This window comes from Pseudomonas sp. KNUC1026, from assembly GCF_021650705.1.
Lineage (GTDB): Bacteria > Pseudomonadota > Gammaproteobacteria > Pseudomonadales > Pseudomonadaceae > Aquipseudomonas.
The window spans coordinates 379,119-405,993 of the sequence record NZ_CP087138.1 but is presented as its reverse complement, the minus strand read 5'-3'; the positions used below and the strand labels follow the sequence as shown (position 1 = coordinate 405,993).

At 62.0% G+C, this 26,875-nt stretch carries 25 protein-coding genes, 1 tRNA gene and 8 pseudogenes; 10 read left to right on the top strand and 24 right to left on the bottom strand.

From position 1 onward, the window contains the following. Positions 1-14: 14 nt before the first annotated feature. From ispG to trmJ, 15 genes and pseudogenes are all read right to left on the bottom strand, one after another. A pseudogene (gene ispG / locus LN139_RS01630) lies at positions 15-1,125 on the bottom strand (flavodoxin-dependent (E)-4-hydroxy-3-methylbut-2-enyl-diphosphate synthase). Position 1,126: 1 nt separating this feature from the next. After that, positions 1,127-2,137: a RodZ domain-containing protein gene (locus LN139_RS01625; protein ID WP_236358213.1), complete on the bottom strand. Its 1,011-nt coding sequence runs from the start codon at positions 2,135-2,137 to the stop codon at positions 1,127-1,129. Beyond that, positions 2,137-2,892: a type IV pilus biogenesis/stability protein PilW gene (pilW, locus tag LN139_RS01620; RefSeq protein WP_236358211.1), complete on the bottom strand. Its 756-nt coding sequence runs from the start codon at positions 2,890-2,892 to the stop codon at positions 2,137-2,139. Before pilW ends, LN139_RS01625 begins: the two co-directional genes overlap by 1 nt. 27 nt (positions 2,893-2,919) lie before the next feature. Then, positions 2,920-4,070: pseudogene (gene rlmN, locus LN139_RS01615) on the bottom strand (23S rRNA (adenine(2503)-C(2))-methyltransferase RlmN). Positions 4,071-4,098: 28 nt separating this feature from the next. Beyond that, complete coding sequence (gene ndk, locus LN139_RS01610) at positions 4,099-4,530, bottom strand: nucleoside-diphosphate kinase (protein WP_236358209.1); 432 nt, start codon at positions 4,528-4,530, stop codon at positions 4,099-4,101. An 88-nt stretch (positions 4,531-4,618) separates the two neighbouring features. Then, positions 4,619-4,819: a Fe-S cluster assembly protein IscX gene (gene iscX, locus LN139_RS01605; protein ID WP_236358208.1), complete on the bottom strand. Its 201-nt coding sequence runs from the start codon at positions 4,817-4,819 to the stop codon at positions 4,619-4,621. Positions 4,820-4,832: 13 nt separating this feature from the next. Then, positions 4,833-5,172: pseudogene (gene fdx / locus LN139_RS01600) on the bottom strand (ISC system 2Fe-2S type ferredoxin). A 3-nt stretch (positions 5,173-5,175) separates the two neighbouring features. Continuing rightward, on the bottom strand, positions 5,176-7,038 hold the full coding sequence (gene hscA, locus LN139_RS01595) for a Fe-S protein assembly chaperone HscA (RefSeq protein WP_236358206.1): 1,863 nt from the start codon (positions 7,036-7,038) through the stop codon (positions 5,176-5,178). A gap of 40 nt (positions 7,039-7,078) precedes the next feature. Then, positions 7,079-7,601: pseudogene (gene hscB, locus LN139_RS01590) on the bottom strand (co-chaperone HscB). An 8-nt stretch (positions 7,602-7,609) separates the two neighbouring features. Further along, the gene (iscA, locus tag LN139_RS01585; RefSeq protein WP_236358204.1) at positions 7,610-7,933 is read right to left on the bottom strand and encodes an iron-sulfur cluster assembly protein IscA; all 324 of its coding nucleotides are present in this window, start codon (positions 7,931-7,933) and stop codon (positions 7,610-7,612) included. 17 nt (positions 7,934-7,950) lie between these two features. Then, complete coding sequence (gene iscU / locus LN139_RS01580) at positions 7,951-8,337, bottom strand: Fe-S cluster assembly scaffold IscU (protein ID WP_236358201.1); 387 nt, start codon at positions 8,335-8,337, stop codon at positions 7,951-7,953. A gap of 89 nt (positions 8,338-8,426) precedes the next feature. Next, positions 8,427-9,642, bottom strand: a pseudogene (locus LN139_RS01575) (IscS subfamily cysteine desulfurase). A 44-nt stretch (positions 9,643-9,686) separates the two neighbouring features. Next, the gene (gene iscR, locus LN139_RS01570; protein WP_236358199.1) at positions 9,687-10,181 is read right to left on the bottom strand and encodes a Fe-S cluster assembly transcriptional regulator IscR; all 495 of its coding nucleotides are present in this window, start codon (positions 10,179-10,181) and stop codon (positions 9,687-9,689) included. Between the two features lie 152 nt (positions 10,182-10,333). Continuing rightward, a complete protein-coding gene (cysE, locus tag LN139_RS01565) occupies positions 10,334-11,125 on the bottom strand; it encodes a serine O-acetyltransferase (RefSeq protein WP_236358197.1) in 792 nt (263 codons plus the stop codon). A gap of 1 nt (position 11,126) precedes the next feature. Further along, complete coding sequence (gene trmJ, locus LN139_RS01560; protein WP_236358195.1) at positions 11,127-11,885, bottom strand: tRNA (cytosine(32)/uridine(32)-2'-O)-methyltransferase TrmJ; 759 nt, start codon at positions 11,883-11,885, stop codon at positions 11,127-11,129. Between the two features lie 147 nt (positions 11,886-12,032). Here trmJ and suhB point away from each other — a divergent pair, with 147 nt between their 5' ends. Next, complete coding sequence (suhB, locus tag LN139_RS01555; RefSeq protein ID WP_236358193.1) at positions 12,033-12,848, top strand: inositol monophosphatase family protein; 816 nt, start codon at positions 12,033-12,035, stop codon at positions 12,846-12,848. Positions 12,849-12,907: 59 nt separating this feature from the next. Here the strand turns inward: suhB and LN139_RS01550 are convergent, their stop codons facing one another. The 6 genes and pseudogenes from LN139_RS01550 to queA form a co-directional block, all read right to left on the bottom strand. Further along, a complete protein-coding gene (locus tag LN139_RS01550; RefSeq protein ID WP_236358191.1) occupies positions 12,908-13,465 on the bottom strand; it encodes a glycine zipper 2TM domain-containing protein in 558 nt (185 codons plus the stop codon). A gap of 119 nt (positions 13,466-13,584) precedes the next feature. After that, positions 13,585-14,499 (bottom strand): protein translocase subunit SecF, encoded by a 915-nt coding sequence (secF, locus tag LN139_RS01545; protein ID WP_236358189.1) that lies wholly within the window; start codon positions 14,497-14,499, stop codon positions 13,585-13,587. Between the two features lie 10 nt (positions 14,500-14,509). Next, the gene (gene secD, locus LN139_RS01540) at positions 14,510-16,378 is read right to left on the bottom strand and encodes a protein translocase subunit SecD (protein WP_236358187.1); all 1,869 of its coding nucleotides are present in this window, start codon (positions 16,376-16,378) and stop codon (positions 14,510-14,512) included. Between the two features lie 65 nt (positions 16,379-16,443). Then, on the bottom strand, positions 16,444-16,779 hold the full coding sequence (yajC, locus tag LN139_RS01535; protein WP_236360205.1) for a preprotein translocase subunit YajC: 336 nt from the start codon (positions 16,777-16,779) through the stop codon (positions 16,444-16,446). Positions 16,780-16,823: 44 nt separating this feature from the next. Continuing rightward, positions 16,824-17,939, bottom strand: coding sequence for a tRNA guanosine(34) transglycosylase Tgt (gene tgt / locus LN139_RS01530; protein WP_236360203.1), 1,116 nt, complete (start codon positions 17,937-17,939; stop codon positions 16,824-16,826). Between the two features lie 14 nt (positions 17,940-17,953). Continuing rightward, positions 17,954-19,016 (bottom strand): annotated as a pseudogene (gene queA, locus LN139_RS01525) (tRNA preQ1(34) S-adenosylmethionine ribosyltransferase-isomerase QueA). A 109-nt stretch (positions 19,017-19,125) separates the two neighbouring features. Between queA and LN139_RS01520 the strand changes: the two are divergent. From LN139_RS01520 to LN139_RS01490, 7 genes and pseudogenes are all read left to right on the top strand, one after another. Next, positions 19,126-19,209, top strand: a tRNA-Leu gene (locus LN139_RS01520). Positions 19,210-19,443: 234 nt separating this feature from the next. Beyond that, a complete protein-coding gene (locus LN139_RS01515) occupies positions 19,444-20,805 on the top strand; it encodes a Fic family protein (RefSeq protein ID WP_236358185.1) in 1,362 nt (453 codons plus the stop codon). Between the two features lie 84 nt (positions 20,806-20,889). Beyond that, positions 20,890-21,066, top strand: a complete 177-nt coding sequence (locus LN139_RS01510) for a hypothetical protein (RefSeq protein WP_236358183.1) — start codon at positions 20,890-20,892, stop codon at positions 21,064-21,066. 64 nt (positions 21,067-21,130) lie between these two features. Then, complete coding sequence (locus LN139_RS01505; protein WP_236358181.1) at positions 21,131-21,406, top strand: metal/formaldehyde-sensitive transcriptional repressor; 276 nt, start codon at positions 21,131-21,133, stop codon at positions 21,404-21,406. After that, the gene (locus LN139_RS01500) at positions 21,403-21,762 is read left to right on the top strand and encodes a hypothetical protein (RefSeq protein ID WP_236358180.1); all 360 of its coding nucleotides are present in this window, start codon (positions 21,403-21,405) and stop codon (positions 21,760-21,762) included. Before LN139_RS01505 ends, LN139_RS01500 begins: the two co-directional genes overlap by 4 nt. Further along, a pseudogene (locus LN139_RS01495) lies at positions 21,755-21,943 on the top strand (DUF1289 domain-containing protein); the annotation flags it as partial. The gene LN139_RS01500 and the pseudogene LN139_RS01495, both read left to right, overlap by 8 nt. 43 nt (positions 21,944-21,986) lie before the next feature. After that, entirely contained in the window at positions 21,987-22,697 is a 711-nt protein-coding gene (locus LN139_RS01490) for an rRNA pseudouridine synthase (RefSeq protein ID WP_236358178.1), read from the top strand. Between the two features lie 184 nt (positions 22,698-22,881). On the opposite strand, the pseudogene LN139_RS01485 reads toward LN139_RS01490, so the two are convergent. Both LN139_RS01485 and LN139_RS01480 read right to left on the bottom strand, forming a co-directional pair. Then, positions 22,882-23,810 (bottom strand): annotated as a pseudogene (locus LN139_RS01485) (hypothetical protein). A gap of 117 nt (positions 23,811-23,927) precedes the next feature. Continuing rightward, on the bottom strand, positions 23,928-24,896 hold the full coding sequence (locus tag LN139_RS01480) for a LysR substrate-binding domain-containing protein (RefSeq protein ID WP_236358176.1): 969 nt from the start codon (positions 24,894-24,896) through the stop codon (positions 23,928-23,930). A 153-nt stretch (positions 24,897-25,049) separates the two neighbouring features. Between LN139_RS01480 and LN139_RS01475 the strand changes: the two genes are divergently transcribed. Then, a complete protein-coding gene (locus tag LN139_RS01475) occupies positions 25,050-25,817 on the top strand; it encodes an SDR family NAD(P)-dependent oxidoreductase (RefSeq protein WP_236358174.1) in 768 nt (255 codons plus the stop codon). A gap of 6 nt (positions 25,818-25,823) precedes the next feature. Next, positions 25,824-26,582, top strand: a complete 759-nt coding sequence (locus tag LN139_RS01470) for an SDR family NAD(P)-dependent oxidoreductase (RefSeq protein WP_236358173.1) — start codon at positions 25,824-25,826, stop codon at positions 26,580-26,582. A 65-nt stretch (positions 26,583-26,647) separates the two neighbouring features. Here LN139_RS01470 and LN139_RS24620 read toward each other — a convergent pair whose 3' ends face one another. Then, entirely contained in the window at positions 26,648-26,872 is a 225-nt protein-coding gene (locus LN139_RS24620; RefSeq protein ID WP_268944803.1) for a D-glutamate cyclase family protein, read from the bottom strand. Positions 26,873-26,875 lie beyond the last annotated feature (3 nt).

The following is a 26,875-nucleotide window of genomic DNA, read 5'->3' as shown; positions in this document are numbered from 1 at the left end:
CCTTAAACGGGTATTCAGCCGCGGGCAATCACTGCCGCGTCGGCCTCGGCCTTTTCGGCGGCCTTTCGGCGGATCAGCTGCTCCAGCTCATCCACCAGGTTGTCGTTGTTGAGCTTCTGCGCCGGCTTGCCATCGATGTACACAAGGTTCGGCGTGCCGCCGGTAAGCCCGACGTGGGCTTCCTCGGCTTCACCCGGGCCATTCACCACGCAGCCGATCACGGCCACATCCAACGGCACCAGCAGGTCTTCAAGGCGCCCTTCGAGCTCGTTCATGGTCTTGACCACGTCGAAGTTCTGCCGTGAGCAGCTGGGGCAGGCGATGAAATTGATGCCGCGTGAGCGCAGGTGCAGCGATTTGAGGATGTCGTAGCCGACTTTCACTTCTTCGACCGGGTCGGCCGCCAGCGAAATGCGGATGGTGTCGCCGATGCCCTCGGCCAGCAGCATGCCAAGGCCCACGGCCGACTTGACCGTACCGGAACGCAGCCCCCGGCCTCGGTGATGCCCAGGTGCAGCGGTTGGCTGATCTGCCTTGCGAGCAAGCGATAGGCTTCCACGGCCATGAACACGTCGGAGGCCTTGACGCTGACCTTGTAGTCCTGGAAATCGAGGCGGTCGAGGTGCTCGACGTGGCGCATGGCCGACTCGAGCAGCGCGGCAGGCGTCGGCTCGCCGTACTTCTTCTGCAGGTCCTTTTCGAGGGAGCCTGCGTTCACGCCGATCCGGATCGGAACTGCCACGGTCGCGCGCAGCCGACACCACCGCCTGCACGCGGTCCTCGCGGCCGATATTGCCGGGGTTGATCCGCAGGCAGTCAACGCCAAGCTCAGCCACGCGCAATGCGATGCGGTAGTCGAAATGGATATCGGCGACCAGTGGCACGTTGACCAGCTGCTTGATCTTGCCGAACGCTTCGGCGGCGTCCATGTCGGGGACCGATACCCGGACGATGTCGACACCCGCGTCTTCCAGGCGGGTGATCTGCGCCCACGGTCGCGGCCACATCGAGGGTGTTGGTGTTGGTCATGCTCTGCACCGCGATGGGCGCGTCGCCGCCAACCGGCACCGAGCCTACCCAGATCTTGCGGGAAGGCCGGCGTTTGATCGGATTTTCACCGTGCATGTTATTGCCCCAGTTTGACGCGTGCGGTTTCGCCGCTGGTAAAAGGCTTCAGGTCGACAGGCTGGCCGTTGTAGCTCACTTCGGCGCCTCGGGCAAAGCCCAGGCGTATCTGGAAGGGTGGCTTGCCGTTGTAGTCGACGCTGTCGCCTTTGTGCTTGAGGCCGTTGAGCACGACCTTGCCGTTGCCATCGGTGATCTGGTACCAGCAATCGGCAACGAAAGCGATGCGTACCTGGCCCTCGCCTGCTGCAGGCGGTGCGGCTTGGGTAATGGGCGCGGGTACCTGCGAGGCCGCACCCGAAGTGCTGCCTGCCGGTGCGGTAGCAGCTGGGTTGGCCGGGGCAGAAACCGAAGGTTGCCCGTGATTCTGAGCCGGCGCGGGCTGCTGCGCTGGCGCGGCGGCCTCAGGCGCAGGCTGTGATGGAGCAGAAGGTGCAGGCTGTTCGACCTGGCCGGGCACCGGCGGCTGTATCACGCCGCTCTGAGTGGCATTCCCGGCCGGAGCCTCGGGCTCGTCGATCGTATGGATCTGGGTGGTGCCGTCAGCGCTTTCTACCTCGACATGCTCCATTGGCACGTTGGAGGCTTCGCGGTGGCTACCGTACTGATCCTGCCACCAGACGAAACCGCCGCCCACCAGCGCCACCAGCAGCACGAGGCTGACAATGCGCAAAAGGTTGTGCGACAGGCGCACCGGCTCCTCGATGCGGCCCAGGCCGTGCACTTCGCTGCCCTTGCCGTTGGTGCCGGTGGCATGGTCGAAGGCTTCGACCAGCGGGCCCTGGTCCATGCCCATCAGCTTGGCGTAAGCGCGGATATAACCTCGGGCAAATGCGTGGCCAGGCAGGCGATCGAATGCGCCCGCCTCAAGGTTCGCCAACGACACCTGGGTGAGGTTCAGCCGCGTCGCGACCTCAGGGAGGGTCCAGCCCCTGCTTTCGCGAGCCAGACGCAGTGTTTCCCCGGGGTTCGTGCGAGCCGCTGCGACAACTTCTGGGTCAGCCACTTTCATCAATGCTCCGACAGGTATTGCTGGTATTCCGGCGTCCCGGGATACAGTCTTTTCAGTTGCAGGCCATAACTGGCGGCCGTGTTCTTGTCTTCGAATACCTTCGCCAGGCGGATGCCCAGCAACAGGCTGCGCGCGTTTTGCTCGCTCAACTGGCTGAAACGCTGGAAGTAGTCACGCGAGGGCACGAATTGCTTGCGATCATACGCGATTTCGGCCAACTCAAGCAGCGCGCGTGGCTGGCGCCCGTTCATGGCGATGGCTTTTTCCAGCCAGCCCTGGGCTTCATCAGGCCGATTCAGCTGTTGCGCAGCCATGCCGAGGTTCTCGAATACCCGCGAGCGCTCAGGATACAACGGGTCGCTCGCCGCTTTCTGAAACATTTCATAAGCTTCCGGGTAGCGCTGCTGCTCGAACAGGAAGCTCCCGTAATTATTGCGAATTCGCGCGTTCTCGCCGCTGCTCAGCGATTTGCGGAAATACTCCTCGGCAAGCTTCGGCTCGCGTTCGGCCTGAAACACCAGCGCCAGGGCCGCGTTAGCGTCCTGGCTGGAAGAGTCGAGATCGAGCGCGCTCTTGAGCGGCACCTTGGCGCGCTCGGTATCACCTTGCATGAGATAGCCCAGCCCCAGCTGAACGTAAGCGTCGCGGGCTTCGTTGCGGCCCTTCTGGGTGTCCATCGGGTTGACCTTCCCGGTGGTCACGCAACCGGGTAACAGGCCAACCAGCAACAGCAGGAGCGCGGCGCGCAACGTCATGGAGTTCCTCTCTTCAGGGTGCGGGCATCATTGCCTGGAAGTGGCCACCTGTGCCGGTTCGCCATCGGCGGCCAGCTGGCGCACGGCGATATAGCGTTCGCTGCGGCGAGTCTTGTCCATTACCTGGCCCACGAGCTGGCCACAGGCGGCATCGATGTCCTCGCCACGCGTGGTGCGCACGGTCACGTTGAAGCCGGCCTGGTGCAAGGCATCCTGAAAACGACGAATGGCATTGTTGCTCGGCCGCTCGTAGCCCGAATGCGGGAAAGGGTTGAACGGGATCAGGTTGACCTTGCAGGGCACATCGCGCAGCAAGCTCGATCATCTCGACGGCGTGCTCGGGGCGGTCGTCGACGTCCTTGAGCAGCGTGTACTCGACGGTCAGCACGCGCTTCTCGCCCAGGGCCTTCATATAGCGCATGCAGGAGTCGAGCAACACCTTGAGCGGGTATTTGCGGTTGATCGGCACCAGCTCGTTGCGCAGCGCATCGTTCGGCGCGTGCAGGGAGAGCGCCAGCGACACGTCGATGTGCTTGGCCAGCTCATCGATCATCGGCACGACGCCCGAGGTAGACAGGGTGACCCGGCGTTTGGAGATGCCATAGCCCAGGTCGTCCATCATCAGGTGCATGGCACTGATGACGTTATCGAAGTTCAGCAGCGGCTCGCCCATCCCCATCATCACCACGTTGGTAATTGCACGGTCGATGGTGGCCGGGACGCTACCGAAGGATTTGTTGGCAATCCAGACCTGGCCGATCACTTCGGCGGCGGTCAGGTTGCTGTTGAAGCCTTGCTTGCCGGTAGAGCAGAAACTGCAATCCAGCGCACAGCCCGCCTGGGACGAAACACACAAGGTGCCGCGCTTGCCCTGGGGGATGTAGACGGGTTCGACGCACGCTGCCCGAAGCCACACGCACCACCCATTTGCGGGTGCCGTCGGCGGAGATGTCTTCACTGACCACCTCCGGGCCACGAATTTCGGCAGTAGCCTTGAGCCGTTCGCGCAGGGCCTTGCCGAAATTGGTCATCGCGTCGAAATCGTCGACGCCGAAGTGGTGAATCCATTTCATCGCCTGACCGGCGCGGAAGCGTTTTTCCCCGAGCGAATCGAAGAATTTTTCCATTTCCGGCTGGGTCAGGCCCAGCAGGTTGGTTTTACCGGTCGTAGCGGTCATGGTCACAACACCTTGGCTGCAGCCGCGATCAGCGGATGCGAGCGCACACTTCGGTTTCGGAGAAGAAGTAAGCGATTTCGCGAGCGGCCGAAGCTTCGGAATCCGAACCGTGGACGGCGTTCTCGTCGATGGACTCGGCGAAGTCCTTGCGAATGGTGCCTGGCTCGGCGTTGGCCGGGTTGGTGGCGCCCATCAGCTCACGGTTTTTCAGGATGGCGTTTTCACCTTCCAGAACCTGAACGATGACCGGGCCGGAGGTCATGAACTTGACCAGGTCGCCGAAGAAGCCGCGCTCTTTGTGCTCTGCGTAGAAACCGCCGGCTTCGCGCTCGGACAGCTGTACCATGCGCGAGGCAACGACGCGCAGGCCGGCTTCTTCGAAGCGGGAAACGATCTTGCCGACCACGTTCTTGGCGACAGCGTCAGGCTTGATGATGGAGAAAGTGCGTTGAACAGCCATTTGAAACTCCGAAAAGAGTGAGTGAAGCCAAAAATTAAACCCGCGAATTATACGCGGGTTCTCGGGTAATTCCTAACCGCGGTGCGTTTCAATCCGCTTCTTCGATCCACAAGGCCTGGATAGCCTCCAGAACCTTCTCGCCGCAGCGGTTCGGATCATCATCAAAACCGTCCAGTTGCATCGCCATGGTGCGCAAGGCGACGAAATTCACGGTACGCGGGTCCACCTCAGGATGGGCTTCGGCCAATTGAATGGCGATTTCCTGCACATCCACCCATTGAAGACTCACTGGTCGCTTCCTGTCAGTGGCCTTCGGACACTTGGTTGATCGTGTATTCGGGGATTTCGACAGTCAGGTCCTTGTCACCGACCACTGCCTGGCACGACAGCCGGCGAATGAGGCTCCAGGCCCCAGGCCTTGTCGAGCATATCGTCCTCCAGCTCATCGGAGGCCTCCAGCGACTGGAAACCCTCACGCACGATCACATGGCAGGTGGTGCAGGCACAGGACATCTCGCAGGCGTGCTCGATGTCGATGTCGTTGCGCTTGGCCGCGGCGATGATGGTCTCGCCTGGCTGGGCCTCGACCACCGCCCCTTCAGGGCAGTGCTCGGCGTGGGGCAGAAAGATGATCTGCGGCATGGGTCAGTCCTCGATATCGTCCAGGGTGCGCCCGGCCAGAGCGGCCTGGACAGTAGAATTCATACGCCGCGCGGCGAAGGCGTCGGTCAATTGCGAAAGGCGCTTGGTCTGGGCCTCGATCGCATCACCGTCGCTGCCTTTTGCAAGCTCGGCCAGCTCGTTGACGTGCTGCTCGATCATCTCGCGCTCGTCGGCGCCGAGCAGGCGCTCGCCGTCCACAGCCACTGCCGCACGAACAGCCTCGACCAGGCGCTCTGCGTCCACCTGGTACTCGCGCAGCTGGCGGGCGTCCTTGTCGGTGGCTGCGTGGGCGAAGGAATCCTTGAGCATGCGAGCGATTTCGCCGTCGGTCAGGCCATAGGAAGGCTTGACCTGAATGCTCGACTCGACGCCCGAGGCCAGCTCACGGGCCGACACGCTGAGCAGGCCGTCGGCGTCGACCTGGAAGGTCACGCGAATCTTCGCAGCGCCCGCCACCATCGGCGGAATGCCGCGCAGCTCGAAACGCGCCAGCGAACGGCAGTCGGTGATCAGCTCGCGCTCGCCTTGCAGCACGTGGATCATCATGGCCGTCTGGCCATCTTTATAAGTGGTGAAATCCTGGCCACGCGCAACCGGAATGGTGGTATTGCGCGGGATGACCCGCTCCATCAACCCACCCATGGTCTCAAGGCCCAGCGACAGCGGAATGACATCCAGCAGCAGCAGTTCGCCGCCATCGCGGCGGTTGCCGGCAAGCTGGTCAGCCTGCACAGCGGCACCTACAGCCACCACCTGGTCGGGATCGATATCGATCAGCGGCTCGCGGCCGAACAGGCCACCTACGGCCTGGCGTACGCGAGGCACGCGGGTCGAACCGCCAACCATGACTACCGCACTGACTTCCTCGATCTCGATGTTCGCATCGCGCACTGCACGGCGGCAGGCCTTGAGGCTACGGGCAACCATCGGCTCGATCAGCGCCTCGAACGCTTCACGGGTCAGCTCACCAGCCCAATCGGCATAAGCCAAGGGCACCCGGGCGGCGTCACTGAGGCCTTCCTTTGCAGCACAGGCGATCTGCAGCAACTGGCGCTGAGCGGCCGGAGCCAGGTCCTGCGAGAGGCCGGCCTGCTCGATCACCCAGGCAGCGATGGCATGGTCGAAATCATCGCCACCCAGCGCAGTGTCGCCGCCGGTGGCCAGCACTTCGAACACACCGGCGGTGAGGCGCAGAATGGAGATATCGAAGGTGCCACCGCCAAGGTCATAAATGGCCACGACGCCTTCGGCGTTCTGGTCCAGGCCATAGGCGACGGCGGCCGCGGTAGGTTCGTTGAGCAGGCGCAGGACGTTCAGGCCGGCGAAGCGCGCGGCATCCTTGGTTGCCTGGCGCTGGGCATCATCGAAATAGGCAGGTACGGTAATCACTGCACCGACCAGTTCCCCGCCCAAGGCGGCTTCAGCGCGCTGGCGCAGCACCTTGAGGATGTCGGCCGACACCTGCACAGGGCTCTTGGGGCCTTGCACGGTATCGATGAAGGGCATATGCGACTCGCCTTCGATAAAGCGATACGGCAGTTGCCCACCCAACTGGTGAACGTCCGCAACGCCGCGGCCCATCAGGCGCTTGACCGACAGCACGGTATTGAAGGGGTCAGCCGACGCGGCAGCCCGGGCAGCAGCACCCACCTCGACGCGGTCGGCGTGGTAGCGCACCGCTGAAGGCAGGATAACGGCGCCTTGCTCGTCGGCCAGGGGTTCGGAGAGCCCGCTGCGCACGGAAGCGACCAGCGAGTTGGTGGTGCCCAGGTCGATCCCCACGGCCAGCTTGCGCTGGTGCGGCTGGGGGCTCAGGCCGGGTTCGGCGATCTGCAGTAGAGCCATGCTTGTCATTTACCAGGCGTGCGGCCGAGGCGGCACGGGGTTAATCGTCGAGGCGCTCTTCGAGCCGGCGCACTTCCTGCGCCAGCTTGTCGAGAAACTGCAAGCGGCGCATCAGGCGCTCGGCCTGTTCACGCTCTGCCGGGGTGTCCCAGCAGCCGGCGAAATCATCTTCCAGGGCGCTTTGGGCGACCTTCAGACGCTGTTTGAAGGGCACGATACCCTCCACGTCGGCGTTATCCTGCAGGTCCTCGAGCTCTTCACGCCACTGCATCTGCTGCATCAGGAATTCCGGGTCATGCACGGTAATTTCCTGCAGGCACCTCCTGGCCACTGATGGCCAGCAGGTAACGCGCGCGGCGTGGCGCACTCTTGAGGGTCTGATAGGCTTCGTTCAGCTCGGCAGAACGCTCGAGCGCCTGGCGCTGCTCGGCCTCCGAAGCATCAGCGAACCGGTCGGGGTGCACGGCACGTGCAAGCTCCCGGTAGCGCGTAGCCAGGTGATCGAGGTCCAGGCGAAAGGCTGGCGCGAGCTCGAACAGAGCGTAATGGCAAGGAGTACCCACGGCTGGCCTCAAACGTTGAAGCTTTCGCCGCAGCCGCACTCACCGCGCACGTTGGGGTTGTTGAACTTGAAGCCTTCGTTCAAACCCTCGCGCACGAAATCCAGCTCGGTGCCGTCCAGGTAGACCAGGCTCTTGGGGTCAATGACGACCTTCAAGCCGTGGCTTTCGAACACCTGGTCTTCACCGTCGGCTTCGTCCACGAACTCCAGCACGTATGCAAGGCCCGAACAGCCAGTGGTGCGAACACCCAGGCGGATGCCGTCACCCTTGCCACGCCCTTGCAGGGAGCGGCGTACGTGGTTGGCGGCAGCTTCGGTCATGGTGATAGCCATTGGAACTCCTCAGCCGCTCAGAGCAGGCCTTTCTTCTGCTTGTAGTCGCGCACGGCAGCCTTGATGGCGTCTTCGGCGAGCACCGAGCAGTGGATCTTCACAGGTGGCAGAGCCAGTTCCTCGGCCAGCTGGGTGTTCTTGATGGTTTCGGCTTCGTCCAGGGTCTTGCCCTTCATCCACTCGGTCGCCAGGGAGCTGGAGGCGATCGCCGAACCGCAGCCGTAGGTCTTGAACTTGGCGTCTTCGATCACGCCTGCGCCGTTGACCTTGATCTGCAACTGCATCACGTCGCCGCAGGCCGGCGCACCGACCATGCCGGTGCCGACGTCCGGGTCTGCCTTGTCGAACTTGCCGACATTGCGCGGATTTTCGTAGTGGTCGATGACCTTTTCGCTGTAAGCCATGGTGTGTCTATCCTCTCAACTCATCAGTTGTCGCTCTGGGGCCCGCCCGATGGGCGGCCCATGACGGGCCCGCGACGGCGACTTGAATGTCAGTGCGCAGCCCACTCGATCTTGGACAGGTCAACCCCATCCTTGAACATGTCCCACAGCGGGGACAGCTCACGCAGCTTGGTGACCGCGGTGCGCACCTGCGCGGCGGCATAGTCGATCTCTTCTTCGGTGGTGAAGCGGCCGAAGGCAAAACGGATGGAACTGTGTGCAAGCTCGTCGTTGCGGCCCAGCGCACGCAGCACGTACGAAGGCTCGAGCGAGGCCGAGGTGCAGGCCGAACCGGACGAGACGGCCAGGTCCTTGAGGGACATGATCAGAGACTCGCCTTCAACGTAGTTGAAGCTCAGGTTCAGGTTGTGCGGCACGCGCTGGGTGAGGCTGCCGTTCACGTACAGCTCTTCGAGGTCTTCGACCTGCTTGTAGAAGCGATCGGAGAGCGCCTTGACGTGAGCGGTATCCTTGGCCATCTCTTCTTTGGCGATGCGGAAAGCTTCGCCCATGCCGACGATCTGGTGGGTCGGCAGGGTGCCGGACCGCATGCCACGCTCGTGGCCACCGCCGTGCATGGTCGCTTCAAGGCGAACACGCGGCTTGCGGCTGACATACAGCGCGCCGATGCCCTTGGGGCCATAAGCCTTGTGGGCAGAGAAGGACATCAGGTCGACCTTGAGCTTGGCCATGTCGATCTCGACCTTGCCTGCCGACTGAGCACCATCGACATGAAACAGCACGCCGCGGCTGCGGGTGAGTTCACCCGATGGCCGCGATGTCGTTGACGGTGCCGATTTCGTTGTTCACGTGCATGATCGACACCAGGATGGTGTCTTCGCGCAGGGCAGCTTCGACCATGGCAGGAGTGACCAGGCCGTCTTCGCCTGGCTCCAGATAGGTCACTTCGAAGCCTTCGCGCTCAAGCTGGCGAGCGGTGTCGAGCACGGCTTTGTGCTCGATCTTGCTGGTGATCAGGTGTTTGCCCTTGCCCGAGTAGAAGTGCGCCACGCCCTTGATGGCGAGGTTGTCGGACTCGGTGGCACCGCTGGTCCAGACGATTTCGCGCGGGTCGGCGTTGATCAGGTCGGCGACCTGGCGGCGAGCATTCTCCACGGCTTCTTCGGCCTTCCAGCCAAAGACGTGCGAGCGCGAGGCCGGGTTGCCGAAGTTGCCGTCGAGGGTCAGGCACTCGACCATCTTCTGGGCAACGCGGGGGTCGACCGGCGTGGTGGCGGAATAATCGAGGTAAATCGGCAACTTCATTTGGATCTTTCTCCTATCAGGCTCGCGCGCCGCTTCTGGGGCGGTCAGTCGACGACGGACGTTTCGATTTTGTCCAGAATCGGCGCACGCCCGGTACTACAGCGGCGCTGGTCCTGACGTTGGGCCACTTCAAGCACCTCACGACGGGTGACGAGATCGGCCAAACTGATACCACTCAGGAACTCATGAATCTGTTGGCTCAGGTCGAGCCACAAGTGATGGGTGAGGCAGGTGTCGCCAGAATGGCAATCGCCCATGCCCTGGCAACGAGTGGCATCGACCGACTCGTTGACCGCATCGATCACCTGAGCGACCTGAATGCCTTGCATGTCTCGTGACAACTGATAGCCGCCCCCCGGGCCGCGCACACTGGACACCAGGTTTGAGCGCCGAAGGCGGGCGAACAACTGCTCGAGGTAGGAAAGAGAAATACCCTGACGCTCGGAGATGTCGGCCAGCGAGACGGGGCCACGCTGCGCGTGGAGGGCCAGGTCCAGCATGGCGGTCACGGCGTATCGGCCTTTGGTGGTCAGTCGCATGGAATCGTTACCACGGGTTGCGAGAAAAGGTTCACGATGCGGCGAGTATGCGATTCCCGAGTAAAAGAGTCAACTAAAAGACCTAGTGAATTACTCGGGAATGCCAGCGAAGCGGCGACGGATGATATCACAGCTTCACGGCAATACAGCGGTCACGGGTGGGCGGCTCGCTCTGCCGGCTGCTCGCCTTTGACGCAGTCGAAATCCTCATCGCGCAGCGCGGGCAGCTCCTTGGCGCAATAATCGCTACCCAGGCGCGTGAGCGCGCCGCACACGCCTTCAAGGCGGCTATCCACCGCATGCAAGTGGTCGAGAAGCTGGCCAACCGCGCGCGCTACAGGGTCCGGCATTTCTCCCGCCAGGCCATAGGCATCGAAGCCGATCTTCTCGGCCATGGCCTTGCGCTGCGCATCCAGCGCATCATCGGGCACGTCCTTGACGATGATCTTGGCGGGAATGCCCACCGCCGTAGCCCCGGCAGGCACTGCTTTGGTGACAACGGCGTTGGAGCCAATCTTGGCGCCGGCACCCACGATGAAAGGCCCCAGCACCTTGGCGCCCGCCCCCACCACCACGCCATCTTCCAGCGTGGGATGACGCTTGCCGGCATTCCAGCTGGTGCCACCCAGGGTTACACCCTGGTAAAGGGTGACGTCATCACCCAGCTCAGCCGTTTCCCCAATAACGATACCCATGCCATGGTCGATGAAAAAGCGCCGGCCAATGCGGGCACCCGGGTGGATTTCGATGCCGGTGAGCCAGCGGCTGAAATTGGACACCGAGCGCGCCAGCCACTTCCAACGGCGCGCCCACAGCGCGTGCGCCACGCGATGCAACCAGATAGCGTGCAGCCCCGGGTAGCAGGTCAGCACTTCGATCGCATTGCGCGCCGCAGGGTCGCGGTGGAATACGCTTTGGATGTCTTCTCGCATGCGTTCGAACATTTCAGGGCTCCTTGCGCTTGTGAGGCTCACCCCGTGCCGCCTTCTGGGTTTCGGTGAGAATGCCCCGCAAGATGCTCATTTCTGTGTGGTCAACGGTGCTGCGGCCAAACAGCCTGCGCAATCGTGCCATCAGATGACGGGGGTTCGCCGGGTCCAGAAAGCCGACTTCTACGAGCGTGGCCTCAAGGTGCCGGTAGAACCCTTCCATTTCATCCATGGTGGCGAGTGCCGGCGCTGCACTGCCCTGCTCTGCCACAGGTTTTTGCTGGCCTGCCAGCCAGGCGCAACGCACCTCATAAGCCAGCACCTGCACCGCAGCGGCCAGGTTCAGGGAGCTGAAGGCCGGGTCGGAAGGAATGTGCACATGGAAATGACATCGCTGCAGCTCATCGTTGGTGAGCCCTGCGTGCTCGCGACCGAACACCAGGGCCACCTGCTGCTCGCAGGCAGCCGCCTGCACGGCCTTTTCACCGCACTCACGCGGCTCGAGCATGGGCCAGGGCAAGCTGCGGTCGCGCGCACTGGTGCCCAGCACCAGCGAGCAACCCGCCAGAGCTTCTTCAAGGGTGGCCACGACACGGGCACCCACCAGCACGTCGTCAGCGCCTGAGGCCCGAGCACTGGCTTCAGGTGAGGGGAACGCCACGGGATCGACCAGTACCAGCTGCGCCAGCCCCATGTTCTTCATGGCACGGGCCGCCCCGCCGATATTGCCGGGGTGGCTGGTGTTGACCAGCACGACACGGATGTTCTGCAGCACGGTAAGGCGCTCTCGGTTCGCAAAGGGGGCCACAGATACTACAGAAGCGACGAAAACAACGCCACGCACTGCTCGACGCTCTTTTTACCGCCGTAGTTTCTGGTAGAATGCCCGGCTCTTTTTTAACGTCCCCAGGTGAACACATCCATGCAGCCCATGCTGAATATCGCGCTGCGCGCCGCCCGCAGCGCCAGTGAACTGATCTTCCGCTCCATCGAGCGCCTGGATACCCTCAAGGTGGATGAAAAGGGCGCCAAGGATTACGTCAGCGAAGTCGACCGCGCCGCCGAGCGTGTGATCGTCGACGCCCTGCGCAAGGCCTACCCCACCCACGGCATCCTCGGCGAAGAGAGCGGCCTGCATGCAGGCTCCGGCGAAGGCGCCGAGTACCTGTGGGTCATCGACCCGCTCGACGGCACCACCAACTTCGTGCGTGGCGTCCCTCACTTCGCAGTCAGCATCGCCTGCAAATACCGCGGCCGCCTCGAACACGCCGTGGTGCTCGACCCGGTACGCCAGGAAGAATTCACCGCCAGCCGCGGCCACGGCGCTCAGGTCAACGGCCGCCGCATGCGCGTGAGCAGCCGCACCAGCCTCGAAGGCGCCCTGCTGGGCACAGGCTTCCCGTTCCGCGACAACCAGATGGATCACCTCGACAACTACCTGGGCATGTTCCGCAGCCTGGTCGGCCAGACCGCCGGCATCCGCCGCGCTGGCGCCGCCAGCCTCGACCTGGCCTATGTCGCGGCCGGCCGCTTCGATGCTTTCTGGGAGTCGGGCCTGTCGGAATGGGACATGGCAGCCGGCGCACTGCTGATCCAGGAAGCAGGCGGCCTGGTGAGCGACTTCACCGGTGGCCATGACTTCCTCGAGAAGGGCCATATCGTTGCGGGCAACATCAAGTGCTTCAAGGCGGTGCTCACCGCCATCCAGCCGCACCTGCCGGCTTCGATCAAGCGCTGATATTCCAGGCCCACAAAAAAGCACCTTCGAGGTGCTTTTTTTGTGGGCGGGGCTCAGAATCACTGGGCTTGTTGGCCCGGCTGGCTCTGAGTCAATACCAGCTGGCCCTGCTGGTTCACCGGAATGCTCGAACCCGGGTCATGGTCCATGCGAACCTGGCCAACCTGGCCCTTGAGCTGGTACTTAACGTTGTAGCCCACCACCTTGTCACTGATGTCGTTGACGGTATTGCAACGGGTTTCAGTGGTGGTGTAGGTGTCGTTGTTCTGCATGTGCTCCTGCACTTTGTTGCCCGCGTAACCGCCGCCCACGGCGCCAGCGACCGTGGCAATCTTCTTGCCATTACCGCCGCCAACCTGGTTACCCAGCAGGCCACCTGCTACCGCACCGACCACGCTACCAATGATCTGGTGCTGATCCTGCACGGGCTTGCGGCGCGTCACGTTGACTTGCTGGCATTCTTTGCGAGGCGTCTTGATCTGTTCCTTGATCGGTTCGGACGCCAATACCACGGCGTTCTCGGGTCCTTTGTTAACGAGGCTGTAGGTCGCCACTGCACCCCCGGCGGTGACACCGACAGCACCCAGCACTGCACCAATCAGCAACGATTTGTTCACGTTAGTCTCTCCTGAAGTATGGCGCCGCTCATGGCGGCTAACCCCAAGCCTTGGAGCAACAAAAAAGGCGCAAGTTCAATACTTGCGCCTTTTCATGGGCTTAGTGGCTAGCCAGAGCGTCAGGGGCGCTCATCTACCACATCCTTGGTGGCCGGAGGAATCAGGTCGTCGCTGGAGAGCTTCAGCCAGATCAGCACCACGTTGGCGATATAGATGGAGGAGTAGGTACCCGCCATCACACCGATGAACAGCGCCAGGGAGAAGCCGAACAGGTTGTCGCCGCCGAAGATCAGCAGTGCCGCGATTGCCAGCAAGGTCGAAACCGAGGTGGCAATGGTCCGCAGCAGCGTCTGCGTGGTGGAAACGTTGATGTTCTCGATCAGCGAGGCCTTGCGCAGTACGCGGAAGTTTTCGCGGACCCGGTCGAAGACCACGATGGTGTCGTTGAGCGAGTAGCCGATGATCGCCAGCACCGCAGCCAGCACCGTGAGGTCGAACTGGATCTGGAAGAACGACAGGATACCCATCGTCACGACCACGTCGTGAATCAGCGAAACGATGGCGCCGACAGCGAACTTCCACTGGAAGCGAAACGCCAGGTACACCAGCACGCCGCCCAGGGCCAGCAGCATGCCCAGGCCACCCTGGTCACGCAGCTCCTCGCCCACCTGCGGGCCTACGAACTCCACGCGCTTGACGGTTGCAGGGTTGTCGCCGCCGAACTTCTGCAGCGCTGCAGCCACTTCGTTACCCAGCTTGGCATCGTCGCCAGGCATGCGCACCAGCAGCTCGTTGGCCGAGCCGAAGGTCTGCACGATGGCCTCGTGATAGCCGGCCTTGGCCAGCTCCTCACGCACCGCGCCCAGGTCGGCAGCCTTCTGGTAGGTCAGCTCGATCTGGGTGCCGCCAGTGAAGTCCAGGCCGAAGTTGATGCCTTTGTGGAACCAGCTGAACAGCGCCAGGATGGTGAGCAACACAGTCACGGCGAACGCGACATTGCGCACGCCCATGAAGTTGATGGTATTGAGTTTCATCGCGAGCCCCTTAGATCCACAGCTTCTTGACGTCACGGCCGCCGTAGATCAGGTTGACGAACGCGCGGGTCACCATGATGGCCGTAAACATCGAGGTGAAGATACCGAGCGACATGGTGACCGCGAAGCCCTTCACAGGGCCCGTGCCCATGGCGAAGAGGATGCCGCCCACCAGCAGGCTGGTGAGGTTGGCGTCGATGATCGCGGTGTAGGCGCGGTTGAAGCCTTCATGGATGGCGCGCTGCACGGCCATGCCGGCAGCGATCTCTTCGCGGATCCGCGAGAAGATCAGCACGTTGGCGTCCACCGCCATGCCCATGGTCAGCACGATACCGGCAATACCCGGCAAGGTGAGGGTAGCGCCCAGGATCGACATCAGCGCCAGCAGCACCACCATGTTGAAGGCCAGTGCTACGGTCGCGATCACGCCGAAGAAGCGGTAGATCGCGATGATGAACAGCGACACGAAAAGCATGCCCCAGAGCGATGCGTCGACACCCTTGGTGATGTTGTCGGCGCCCAGGCTCGGGCCGATGGTGCGCTCTTCGGCGAAGTACATCGGCGCCGCGAGGCCACCGGCACGCAGCAGCAGGGCCAGCTCCGAGGATTCACCCTGGCCGTTCAGGCCGGTGATGCGGAACTGGTTGCCCAGTGGCGACTGGATGGTCGCCAGGCTGATGATCTTCTTGTCTTCGGTGAACGTCGGGACGGTCACGTCCTTCTCGACGCCGTCGACGGTCTGGCGCACGGTCTTGGTGGTCGGCTTCTGCTCGATGAAGATCACCGCCATGCTGCGGCCCACATTGCTGCGGGTGGAGCGGTTCATCAGGTCGCCGCCATGGCCGTCGAGCTTGATGTTCACTTGCGGGCGGCCGTGCTCGTCGTAGCTGGCCTGCGCATCGGTCACCTGGTCGCCGGTGATGATCAGGTTGCGCTCTACAGCTGCCGGAGCGCGGCTGCCGTCGCGGAACTCGAAGGTCTCGGTGCTGGCACGGGTGTCTTCCGGGCCTGCGCCCAGGCGGAACTCGAGGTTGGCTGTTTTGCCGAGGATGCGCTTGGCTTCGGCGGTGTCCTGCACGCCCGGCAGCTCGACCACGATGCGGTTGGCGCCCTGGCGCTGGACCAGCGGCTCGGCAACGCCCAGCTCGTTGACGCGGTTGCGCACGGTGGTGAGGTTCTGCTTGATCGAATATTCGCGGATTTCCGCAAGCTTGGCCTGGGTCAGGCCCATACGCAGCACCGACAGCTCGCCGCGGCTGCCGGGGGTGATCTCGAAGTCGGTGAACGCCTTGCGGATCAGGCTTTGCGCCTTGTCACGCGAAGCATCATCGCTGAAGCCCAATTGAATCGCATTTCCGTCCTGCGGCAGGCTGCGGTAGCGCACCTGTTCCTTGCGCAGCAGGGTTTTGACTTCGCCTTCGTAGATCTTCAGGCGGGCATCAACGGCTTTGTCCATGTCCACTTCCAGCAGGAAGTGCACGCCACCGGACAGGTCCAGGCCCAGCTTCATCGGGTGAGCACCCAGCGAGCGCAACCACTGCGGGGTGGTGGGGGCCAGGTTCAGAGCCACGACGTAGTCATCGCCCAGGACATTGCGCACCACATCCTTGGCAGGAAGCTGGTCTTCCTTGTTGTTCAGGCGCAGCAGGCCGCCCTTGCCACCTTGGGCGAGCGAGGAGGCCTTGACCGCAATGCCGGCGTCGGTGAGCGCTTTGGTAGCCTTGTCCAGATCCGCCTGGTTCACCTGCAGCGCACTGCTGGCACCGGTGAGCTGGATGGCTGGGTCATCTGGGTAGAGGTTGGGTGCGGAATAGATAAAACCGACCGCGAGCACCGCCACGATCAGAATGTATTTCCACAGAGGGTATTTGTTCAGCATCACGCCGCCCGTTCAAGACGCAAGGCGCGTTGCGCGCCCTGACGTATAAAGAAGAAAACCGCCGTTCAGATCGCTTTGAGCGTGCCCTTTGGCAGGGTCGCCGCTACGGCGCCCTTCTGGAACTTGAGCTCGACGTTGTCGGAAACTTCGACCACGATGAAATCATCGGTGACCTTGGTGATCTTGCCGGCGATGCCGCCAGTGGTGACCACTTCATCACCCTTGGCCAGGCCACCGAGCAGGCTCTTCTGCTCCTTGGCACGCTTGGCCTGCGGGCGCCAGATCATGAAGTAGAAGATGACCAGAAAGCCGACCAGGAAAATCCACTCGAAACCGCCACCCAGAGGGCTTGCGGGCGCAGCGGCATCAGCCGCTTGCGCGGTGGGGATCAGAAAGCTCAGCAAGCTCATTTAGCGCTCCAGTTGCTAATTATTAATAGAAAGGATCAGTCAAGCGGCGGCACGGGCAACCCGCGCCGGGCATAGAAGGCATCGACGAAGGCGGCCAATTTACCCTGTTGGATAGCCTCGCGCAAACCAGCCATCAGGCGCTGATAATGGCGCAAGTTGTGGACGGTATTGAGCATGCTGCCGAGCATTTCGCCGCACTTGTCCAGGTGATGCAGGTAAGCGCGGGAGAAGTTCTGGCAGGTGTAGCAATCGCAGGAGGCATCCAACGGCGAGTCATCGTGGCGATGGATCGCGTTGCGGATCTTCAGCACACCGGTGTCGATGAACAGGTGCCCGTTGCGCGCGTTGCGGGTGGGCATCACGCAGTCGAACATGTCCACGCCGCGGCGCACACCTTCCACAAGGTCTTCGGGTTTGCCAACGCCCATAAGGTAACGAGGTTTGTCTGCGGGCATCTGGCCAGGGAGGTAATCCAGCACGCGGATCATCTCTTCCTTGGGCTCACCCACCGACAGCCCGCCAATGGCCAGGCCATCGAAACCGATCTGTTGCAGGCCCTCCAGCGAGCGCATGCGCAGGTCCTGGTGCATGCCACCCTGGACGATACCGAACAGCGCGGCAGTGTTTTCGGCATGGGCGTTCTTCGAGCGCTGCGCCCAGCGCAGCGACAGCTCCATGGACTTGCGCGCAGTGTCGTGGTCGGCCGGGTACGGTGTGCACTCGTCGAAGATCATCACGATGTCCGAGCCCAGGTCGCGCTGCACCTGCATCGACTCCTCGGGGCCCATGAACACCTTGGCGCCGTCGACGGGCGAGGCGAAGGTCACGCCCTCTTCCTTGATCTTGCGCATAGCGCCCAGGCTGAACACCTGGAAGCCGCCGGAATCGGTGAGGATCGGGCCTTTCCACTGCATGAAATCATGCAGGTCGCCGTGCGCCTTGATCACTTCAGTGCCTGGGCGCAGCCACAAATGAAACGTGTTGCCCAGGATGATCTGCGCGCCGATGGCCTCGATGTCGCGCGGCAACATGCCCTTGACCGTGCCATAAGTGCCTACCGGCATGAACGCCGGGGTTTCGACCACCCCGCGTGGGAAGGTCAAGCGGCCGCGACGGGCCTTGCCGTCGGTGGCCAGCAATTCGAACGACATCCGGCAGGTGCGGCTCATGGGTGTTCCTCGGCAGCGCCGGCCATTGGGCCTTGAGGCGCGGGGTTGCGGGTGATGAACATGGCATCACCGTAACTGAAAAAGCGGTAACCGCCCTGCACTGCCGCAGCATAGGCGGCCATGGTTTCGGGGTAACCGGCGAATGCCGAGACCAGCATCAACAGCGTGGACTCGGGCAAATGAAATTGGTGACCAGCGCATCGACCACATGAAACGGCCGGCCTGGATAAAGGAAAATGTCGGTGTCGCCGCTGAAGGGTTCGAGCTTGCCGTCGCGGGCAGCGCTCTCGAGCGAGCGCACACTGGTAGTGCCCACTGCGATCACCCGCCCGCCTCGCGCGCGGCAGGCCTCGACGGCCTCCACCACCTCGGCGCTGACCTCAAGCCATTCCTTGTGCATGTGGTGGTCTTCGATACGCTCGACGCGCACCGGCTGGAAGGTGCCCGCGCCTACATGCAGGGTCACGAATGCGGTGCTCACGCCCTTTCGCGGATCGCCGCCAGCAGCGCCTCATCGAAATGCAGCCCCGCCGTGGGCGCAGCGACCGCACCGGCACGTTCGGCGTAGACGGTCTGGTAGCGCTCGCGGTCGGCGCTGTCGTCAGGCCGGTCGATATAAGGAGGCAACGGCATGTGCCCTACCCGCTCCAACAGCGGCAGCACCGGCTCGGCGAAGCGCAGCTCGAACAGCGCGTCATGCCGCGCCACCATCTCGGCCTCGCCACCGCCATCGATCAATAGCTGCGTGCCCGGCTTGGGGGCCTTGCTGGCGCGCACGTGAGCCAGCACTTCATGGCTGCCGGTGACGCGCTCCACCAGCACTTCGACCCGCCCACCGGACGCCTTTTGCCCGAACAGCCGCGCGGGGATCACCCGGGTGTTGTTGAACACCATCAGGTCGCCGGGGCGCAGGTACTCGAGCACGTCGGCGAATTGCCGATGGGCCAGGGCGCCACTCGGGCCATCGAGCACCAGCAAGCGGCTGCCACGGCGCTCGGCCAGGGGATGGCGGGCAATCTGGGCATCGGGAAGGTCGAAGGAAAAATCGGCAACGCGCATGGTGAGCTTCAGGGGGCGACAGGGCGCGAAATTCTAGCGGAAAATCAGCGCATTGACCATGAAAGCTGATTGACCGACCAGCGGCAGGTCTCTATACTTCGCCGCCATTGCCCCGGTGGCGGAATCGGTAGACGCGGCGGATTCAAAATCCGTTTTCGAAAGGAGTGGGAGTTCGAGTCTCCCCGGGGCACCAAAACCAAACCCGTAGATCATTGATCTACGGGTTTTTTGCGCTTTAGAGGCATCATCAACTGGTAGGGGAAAGCCCTTGAGCCTGATGCCCTGGTCGCCTCCTCTTCTGGTAGGTACGCCCCAGGCGACTGGATGACTTGTTGCGCGCCTCTGAGGCAGATGGTTTTCATCTCAATCTCATGGATTTTCGACATGCACTGACCTATGCTCCATTTCAATCCGAGAGGTTTTTGAAATGGCAGCGATCAAGTCACCCCCTCCCCAACCCCTGCTCCCCTTCACTAAGCTCTTCGAGAAGCCGCGTGAGGAGTTCGCTAAATATATGGCCTTCAGCCACCCCCTGGATTCAAAAGGCCGTTACCTGCCATACGATAAGTTTCGTTTCAGGGTGGGCCCGGATCTAGATGCTGACTTGGCATGGTCGCTCGTCAGGGAATCTCGGGATAAACAGCTGACTCCGGCGCTGCCCATAGGCTCCCCTCCCGCGCTTTGCAAGTTCATGCATACACCCGCAATGCATATGGCGATTTCGATGTGCGACCAGCACACAACCACCGCCGCACTTGAATGGATGTGCAGCCGGATCGGTGAGCGAAAGCACGTGCATTATTTGCTGAACGACTTGATCGAAGATGAAGCCATCAGCAGTAGCCAGCTCGAGGGCGCGGCCACCACGACCAAGGCGGCCAAGGACCTGCTCAAAAGAGCCCGGGGGCCAAGGACGATGGATGAGAAAATGATCCTTGGAAACTTCAGGATGATGAAGTTTGCCTGGGAGGCACGTGACAGAGAACTCAGCCTCGACCTTATTTGCGAACTGCATCAGATTGGCGTGGAAGGCATTGACGACGAGCGTTATCGGCCAGGCAACTTTCGCAAGACTGATGACGTGGTGATCGAGGATGGTGATGGCGAGATCGTTCACCAACCGCCACCTGCCAAGGATCTCAAAAAGCGGCTGCAGGAGATTGTTGAATGGGCGAACAAGCACCACGCCGACGTCTCCAATAAAAATTACATGCACCCTTTGGTCACAGCGATCATCCTGCATTTCTGCATGGGCTACGAGCATGCATTTCATGATGGCAACGGCAGGGTTGCAAGGGCCTTGTTCTATTGGTACATGTTCAGAAACGGGTTTGGCGGGTTCCGGTACATCCCGATCAGCACGTTGTTGAAACTGGCGAGAATTCAATACGGAAAAAGCTATCTGTATACTGAAACCGATGGCATGGACCTGACCTATTTCATCGATTATCAGGCCCGAGTGGTTGCCAGAACAATCAAGCAATTCAGAAAAGCATATGAAGAAACGCTGAGAGACGTCGATCAGTTCAACGCTTTTTTATATGAGTCAGGCCTGTATAAAAAACTGTCCGAGAAGCAAAGGATCGTCTTCAACGTCGCAAAAACCGAAAAGGCTCAGTTTTTCACCATCACAAACGTAAAAGAAAACCTCGGATGCGCTTACAACACTGCGGCTGCCGTACTCAATGGATTAGTAGAGCTGAAGCTTTTCAACAAAACGAAGGTTAATAACGAGTGGCTCTACTCCATGAATGATAGCGAGCAAATCATAAGATCTTGGAAAGTCTGATGCCGCCTGCAAATTCAAGCCCAACAGACCCTTTCCCTCCCCCCGCGGTCCACTGCCTGTACCCACACTGCGGAGCGAACGGCCATGGCCACCCGAGTCAAGAAACTGGAAGGCGACGAGCGACCCGCTGAGTACCAGCACCTGCCCCAGGTGTTTCGTGTCGAGTCCGATGACGGCTCGCTGAGCTACTTCGAAGATGAGGAAGAGGCAGCGCGCAAAGCCACTGCTTTGTTTGTGCAGGACCGCGAAGAGAAAGGCTGAGCGGCCCTTGCCTGCATCCCTTGCTCACCGGCACCATACCCTCCATAACCCAGGGGGGTATCCCATGTCTCACACCCACGCAGGTAAAAGCGACCTGCTCAAACGCGTCAAACGTATCGCCGGCCAGGTGCAAGCGATCGAGCGTGCGCTGGAAAGCGAGGCTGAATGTGGCACCACGCTGCATCTCGTGGCCGCCACAAGGGGCGCGATCAACGGCTTGCTTGACGAAATCGTCGAAGCACATGCACGCGAGCACGTGGCCAAGGCCGGGCTGACTGACCAGGCGCGGGCCGAAGGCGTCGAAGAGCTCCTTCAAGCCATTCGCCGTTACAACAAATGAAAGGCTCACCCAAACGCCAGCAGGCGTTGACGGATAGAGCGCTCACCCGCGCACTGACCGCAGCCTGCGATCAGGCCTTGGCGGAAATCGTCGGCTTTCAGTGGCTCACCCACCGCGTCGATTACCAACACTTCCCCGCCAGCCTCATCGTGACCTGGGTGTTCGCCACCGAGCCCCAGCGCCAGGCAGCCGAGTTGTCGCGTTTACATGCGCTCACCCTCGCAGCCTTCGATGAAGCAGGCATAGCTGTCAGCGATATCTGCGCCCACGTAAGGCTGGACTCAGAACAGCGCTGCACCGCCCAACACGGCGGCGACTGGGCCGCGCGGCTAAGCACCAGGGGCCAACATGGCTAAAGACGTGGAAAACCCGTGCATTTCCGAATGCAAACTCAACAGCGAGATGTGCACCAGCTGCGGCCGCTCGCGCGATGAAATCCGCAAATGGAAAAGCATGAAGCGCCCCGAAAAAATGGAAACGGTCGAAAAGGCCGCCGCCCGGCTCAAGAGCCTCAGGAAAAAGAACAAGAAGAAGAAAAAGACTAGGCCGTTACACTGCACGCTTTTCAGAGCCCTTCGCCATGTCCGAACCCCAACGCCTTTCCCGCCGCCTTATCGAACTGCTTGGGTGCTCGCGCCGCGAGGCCGAGCTTTATATCGAAGGCGGCTGGGTTACCGTCGATGGCGAAGTGGTCGACACGCCTCAGTTCCAGGTGGCCGGCCAACAGGTGCAACTGCTTCCCGATGCCAGGGCCGAAGCACCCGAGCCCATCACGCTGGTGTTGAACCAGGCACCGGGCCTGGATGAGGCAAGCGCGCTTGCGTCGATCACACCCCAGAACCAGGCCGAAACGTTCGACACCGGCAAGCGTGTGCTCAAGGGGCACTTTCGCAATTTGAAGTGCCTGGCGCCGCTGCAAGCCGGGGCCAGTGGGTTGCAGGTGTTCAGCCAGGACTGGCGCACAGCGCGCAAACTCACGGTGGAATTCGCCAAGCTGGAGCAGGAGTACGTCGTGCAGGTCAGCGGCACGCTACGCGAAGGCGGGCTGGACCGTTTGAAACGCGGGGCCATGCACAAGGGCCGAGAACTGCCAAAGGCCAAGTGCAGCTGGCAGAACGAAACGCACCTTCGCATTGCATTGAAGGCGCCTGAGCCTGGTGTGATCGCCGTGCTGTGTGCGGCGGTGGGGCTTGAGGTGGTCTCGATGCGCCGAATTCGGCTGGGCGGTGTGCCGATGGGCAAGCTGCCGGCCGGGCAATGGCGCTATGTCTCGGCGAAGGAGCGCTTTTGACGGCGCATCTAGCTCCAGCCTGAAACGAACAGTGGGCCTACGCGGCCCACTGTCGATATTGCATCAGTGCATGAAGATCGCGATCAGGATGATCACAGGGATCGGTACTCCAAGGAACCACAGCAGAAGCGAACGCATAACTTTCTCCCTTCCGGCAATGCCGGATCAATAAGACCGAATCGGATCAACGAACACTGACGCCTTCGCGAACAGTGCCTGCATAAGGTTCATCCAGCCATACCGCGCGGTCGCGCTGGCGGCCACCGAACAGCGCAGCGAAGCTTGCGAAAATGCACCGCACAGCAGGGCGACGAAGGTCCACAGCGCGGTGTAGGCAGCGACTTTGGCGGCCTTGTCGGCGGCTTGCTGAGCAGCAACCTTGGCGTCTTGCGCAGCTTTGCGAGCCTCGGCATAGACCTGGTCCACGCGTTGTTCGGCTTCTTGCTGGCTCAGGCTGGTGCGTTGTGCGACGAACTTGGCCAGGTAAGTGCGATCATCCGCGTTCAGTTGCCCGTCACCGGCCAGCGCCTTGTTCAGGATGCGGCTGGTAGCGCCCTGGGCATCGGTCTGGTTGGCTTGTGCAGGGTCGGCGCTGCGCAGCAGCTTGTCGACGAAGTAGCCGTTGTCACCCTGGCCGCTGGCAGCGGCGCCAGCAATCGAAGCACCCCCGGCAGAAACCACCGCCCCTGCCGCTTGCCCACCCGCCTGAGCCACGCTGCTGGCAGCGCCGCCAACGGTGCTGGCGACCAGTGCTGCGGTCACCAGGGTTGCCACTGCCCATGCCAGGAAACCATGGCTGGTGTCGCGGAAATACACCTCATCCCCGTGCAAGCTGGCCCATTTGACCCGCAACCGGCCGGCGAGATAACCGCCCAGGCCTGAAGCCAGAATTTGCGTCACTAGCAGCCACACGATGGTCGAAATCGCCAAGGTCTTGGCCGAAGCGCCTTCGTCAGCCCACGGCGAGCTGGCAGCGAAGCCCAGGCCGGTCCCAAGCAGCAGCAGGATCATCGAAAGGGCGGCGGCAGCAGCGGCACCGGCGAAGATCGCCGCCCAGGAAACACCGGATTGGTTGGCCCGGTCAGGGCCGAGGGTTTGCACGGGAGTTGTCATTTTTGAAGGCCTTTGGCAGTGAAGGGGAAGTCCTTTCACTGGTTACGACCTGCGGCGCGATCCAGTTGTTACAAAATTATTCCGAGTTTCTTGCGCGTGAAGGATTAGCGGTCGAGTTCACTGTACAAGCGGCAACCGAGGTGCATGCGCCTGTTTACCGGTCCCCCGCAAGGCAAGGGTTTCATCCAACAACCACTGCCGCATCCATTCGATCTCGCGCTGTGAATCGGCACCGATACGGCTGACGAAATAGTGTCTGCGCTCCGGCAAGTGCAGCGTATGAGGCAACGGCATGACCAGCTCGCCGCGGTCAACCTGGGGCTGCACCAGATGCCGCCAAGCCAGGCCGACGCCCTCCCCCTGCATGACTGCGTCCATCTGCAGAGAAAAGTGGCTGAAGCTCATAGCCTGCCTGGCAGCTGCCGGCGGTAAGCCGAAATGCCGAAACCAATACGCCCAATCCACTGGTGCCCAGAGCCTGGGCTGCCAATGGCGGGCGCTCAGGTCCAGCAATGGCACATGGGCCAGGCCTTGCAAGTCGCAAAGTGCCGGGCAGCCGTCGAGAAAGGCTGGCGTGCATACGGGGAAGACCTCCTCGCTGAACAGCCAGGTAGCCTCATAAGCACTGTGCTCCTCCAGCCCAAGCGTTATCGCAGCGTCGAAACCCTCCCGGTAATCGGGATTGGCCTCGCTGCTGATCAGTTGCAGGTGCAGCGATGGGTTCGCCTGGCGCAGCCGGCCCAGGCGCGGTAGCAACCAGCGCTGCGCAAAGGCGCTGGTAGTCAACAGCGGCAAGTACTTCTCGGCAATGGCTTGCAGCAACTGCCGAGAAGCAGCGGCGATCAGAGTGAAGGCAGGCTGGGTGGCCTCCAGCAACTTCTGGCCCTCCGGGGTCAGCGCTACACGCCGATTGCCGCGCTCGAACAGCTTCAACCGGTAGTAGGCCTCGAGGGTTTGCACCTGCCGGCTGACGGCTGCCTGGGTCACACACAGCTCATCAGCGGCACGTTTGAAACTGAGCAGGCGCGCAGCGGCTTCGAAAGTTCGCAAGGCATTGAGTGGAGGCAGTGTTCGCGATGAGCTCATAGCGCAGCCTGGGCCGAGAAAACGCCAGCCTAGCGCTGGCGCCCGAGTTTTTCACTTGATTAAAAGTCAATCGAAAGCCACCTCAAATCTCGTTTGTCGCCCACTGCATTGAGCAGGGAGTATCAACGCACAACGTTCAATGAGGTGTGCGCGATGAGGTTCGAAGGCAAGACGGTGGTGATAACTGGGGGTGCAGGCGGTGTTGGCCAGGCATTGGTCAAGCTGTTCGCCGCGGAGGACGCTCGGCTGATGATTTCCGATGTCGACGCAATGCGTTGCCAGGCGGTCGCCGAGCAGGCGCGTGCGGCAGGGGCCCAAGCCGAGTACCTGGCAGGCAACCTGCGTGACAAGGCCTATTGCGAAGCCTTGATCGAGGGAGCGGCCCAGCACTTCGGCGGTGTCGATATCCTGCTCAACAATGCCGGCATTATTCCGCGTGGCACCATTGAGGAAACCACGGATGAGATGTGGTTCACGGCACTGGATGTAAATCTCACTGCGGTGTTCTTCCTTTCGCGCGCAGCGATCCCGTATATGAAGGCTCGCGGCGGTGGCGCGATCGTCAATACCTCATCGGTGTGGGGCATCTACCCGGGCCCCGGCCATGTTGCGTACTGCACCAGCAAAGGCGCCGTGGCGGCACTGACCAAGAACATGGGCCGCGATGCCGCGCCGTTCAATATCCGCGTGAATGCCGTATGCCCCCATGAAATCAACACACCGATGATTCGCACCGGATTCGAGCGTCGTGGGCTGGACCCAGACAAAGCGATACAGGAGCTCAACAAGACCGTGCCCCTTGGCCGCATTGCAGAGCCTGAAGACATCGCCGACGTGATCGCCTTCCTCGCCTCGGATCAGGCCCGCTATATCGCTGCAGAAACCCTCGAAGTCACCGGCGCCAAGCCGGTGTCAGGGTGAACCATCATGAAACTCGACGCAAAGATCGCGGTGGTGACCGGTGGCGGGCGCGGCATCGGCCAAGGCATTTCGCACACGCTGCTCGAACACGGTGCGCACCTACTGATCGCCCAGCGCCAACCGCTGGAGGGCGCGCTGGCGTGCAACGAACGAGTAGCCTGGGTCGAGGCCGACCTGGCCACACCTGGGGCGCCCGAGGTGATCGCTCAGGCCGTTGAACGGCACTTCGGAGGCGCCGATATTCTGGTCAACAACGCCGGCATCATGTTCGAGCGCGCCATCGAGGCGCTGAGTGAAGCAGAGTGGGACCGGATGTTGGCTATCAATCTGCGCGCCCCGGTATTTCTCGCCAAGGCCCTGCTGGAACAGATGCGGCGGCGTGGTGGCGGCAGCATCATCAATGTCGGCTCCATCGAAGGTATCGGCGCCAACCCCTGGCACACCGCCTACTGTGCGTCCAAGGCTGGCCTGCATGGCCTCACCCGTGCGCTGGCGGTGGATTTGGGACGCGATGGCATTCGCTGCAACGCTGTTGCGCCGGGGTGGATCAACTCGGACCTGAGCCAAGCCTATGTGGATGCCCAGGCCAACCCTGCTCAGGCTCGACATGGGCTGCTGGGGCTGCACCCGGTGGGACGCACGGGCGAGCCTGCCGACGTGGGTGGCGCGGTGGCTTTTCTCGCCAGCGATGATGCGGCCTTCGTGACAGGGCAGGTACTGGTGGTCGACGGTGGCCGAACGGCCAAACTCCCGTTGCCCTTCTAGCCCTGCCAGCCAGCCCTGCACTGCCACTTGAACGAAGCCCGGGGCGCAAAAAGCGCCACCGGGCGTCAAAGCTCATCCACCCGCTCATCCATCACCAGCATATGCCCCGGGTAATGCGTGAACACATAGGGCGCCCTCAACCCCGGCAGCGCCAGTTGCGGCGTCACCCCGCAGGCCCAGAACACCGGAACATCGCCCTCTTTTATCTGCGGCAGCACACCGAAATCCGGCCGGCTCAGGTCTGCAATACCCAGAACAGGCCGGGTCACCGATGTGCACCGGCGCGCCATGCC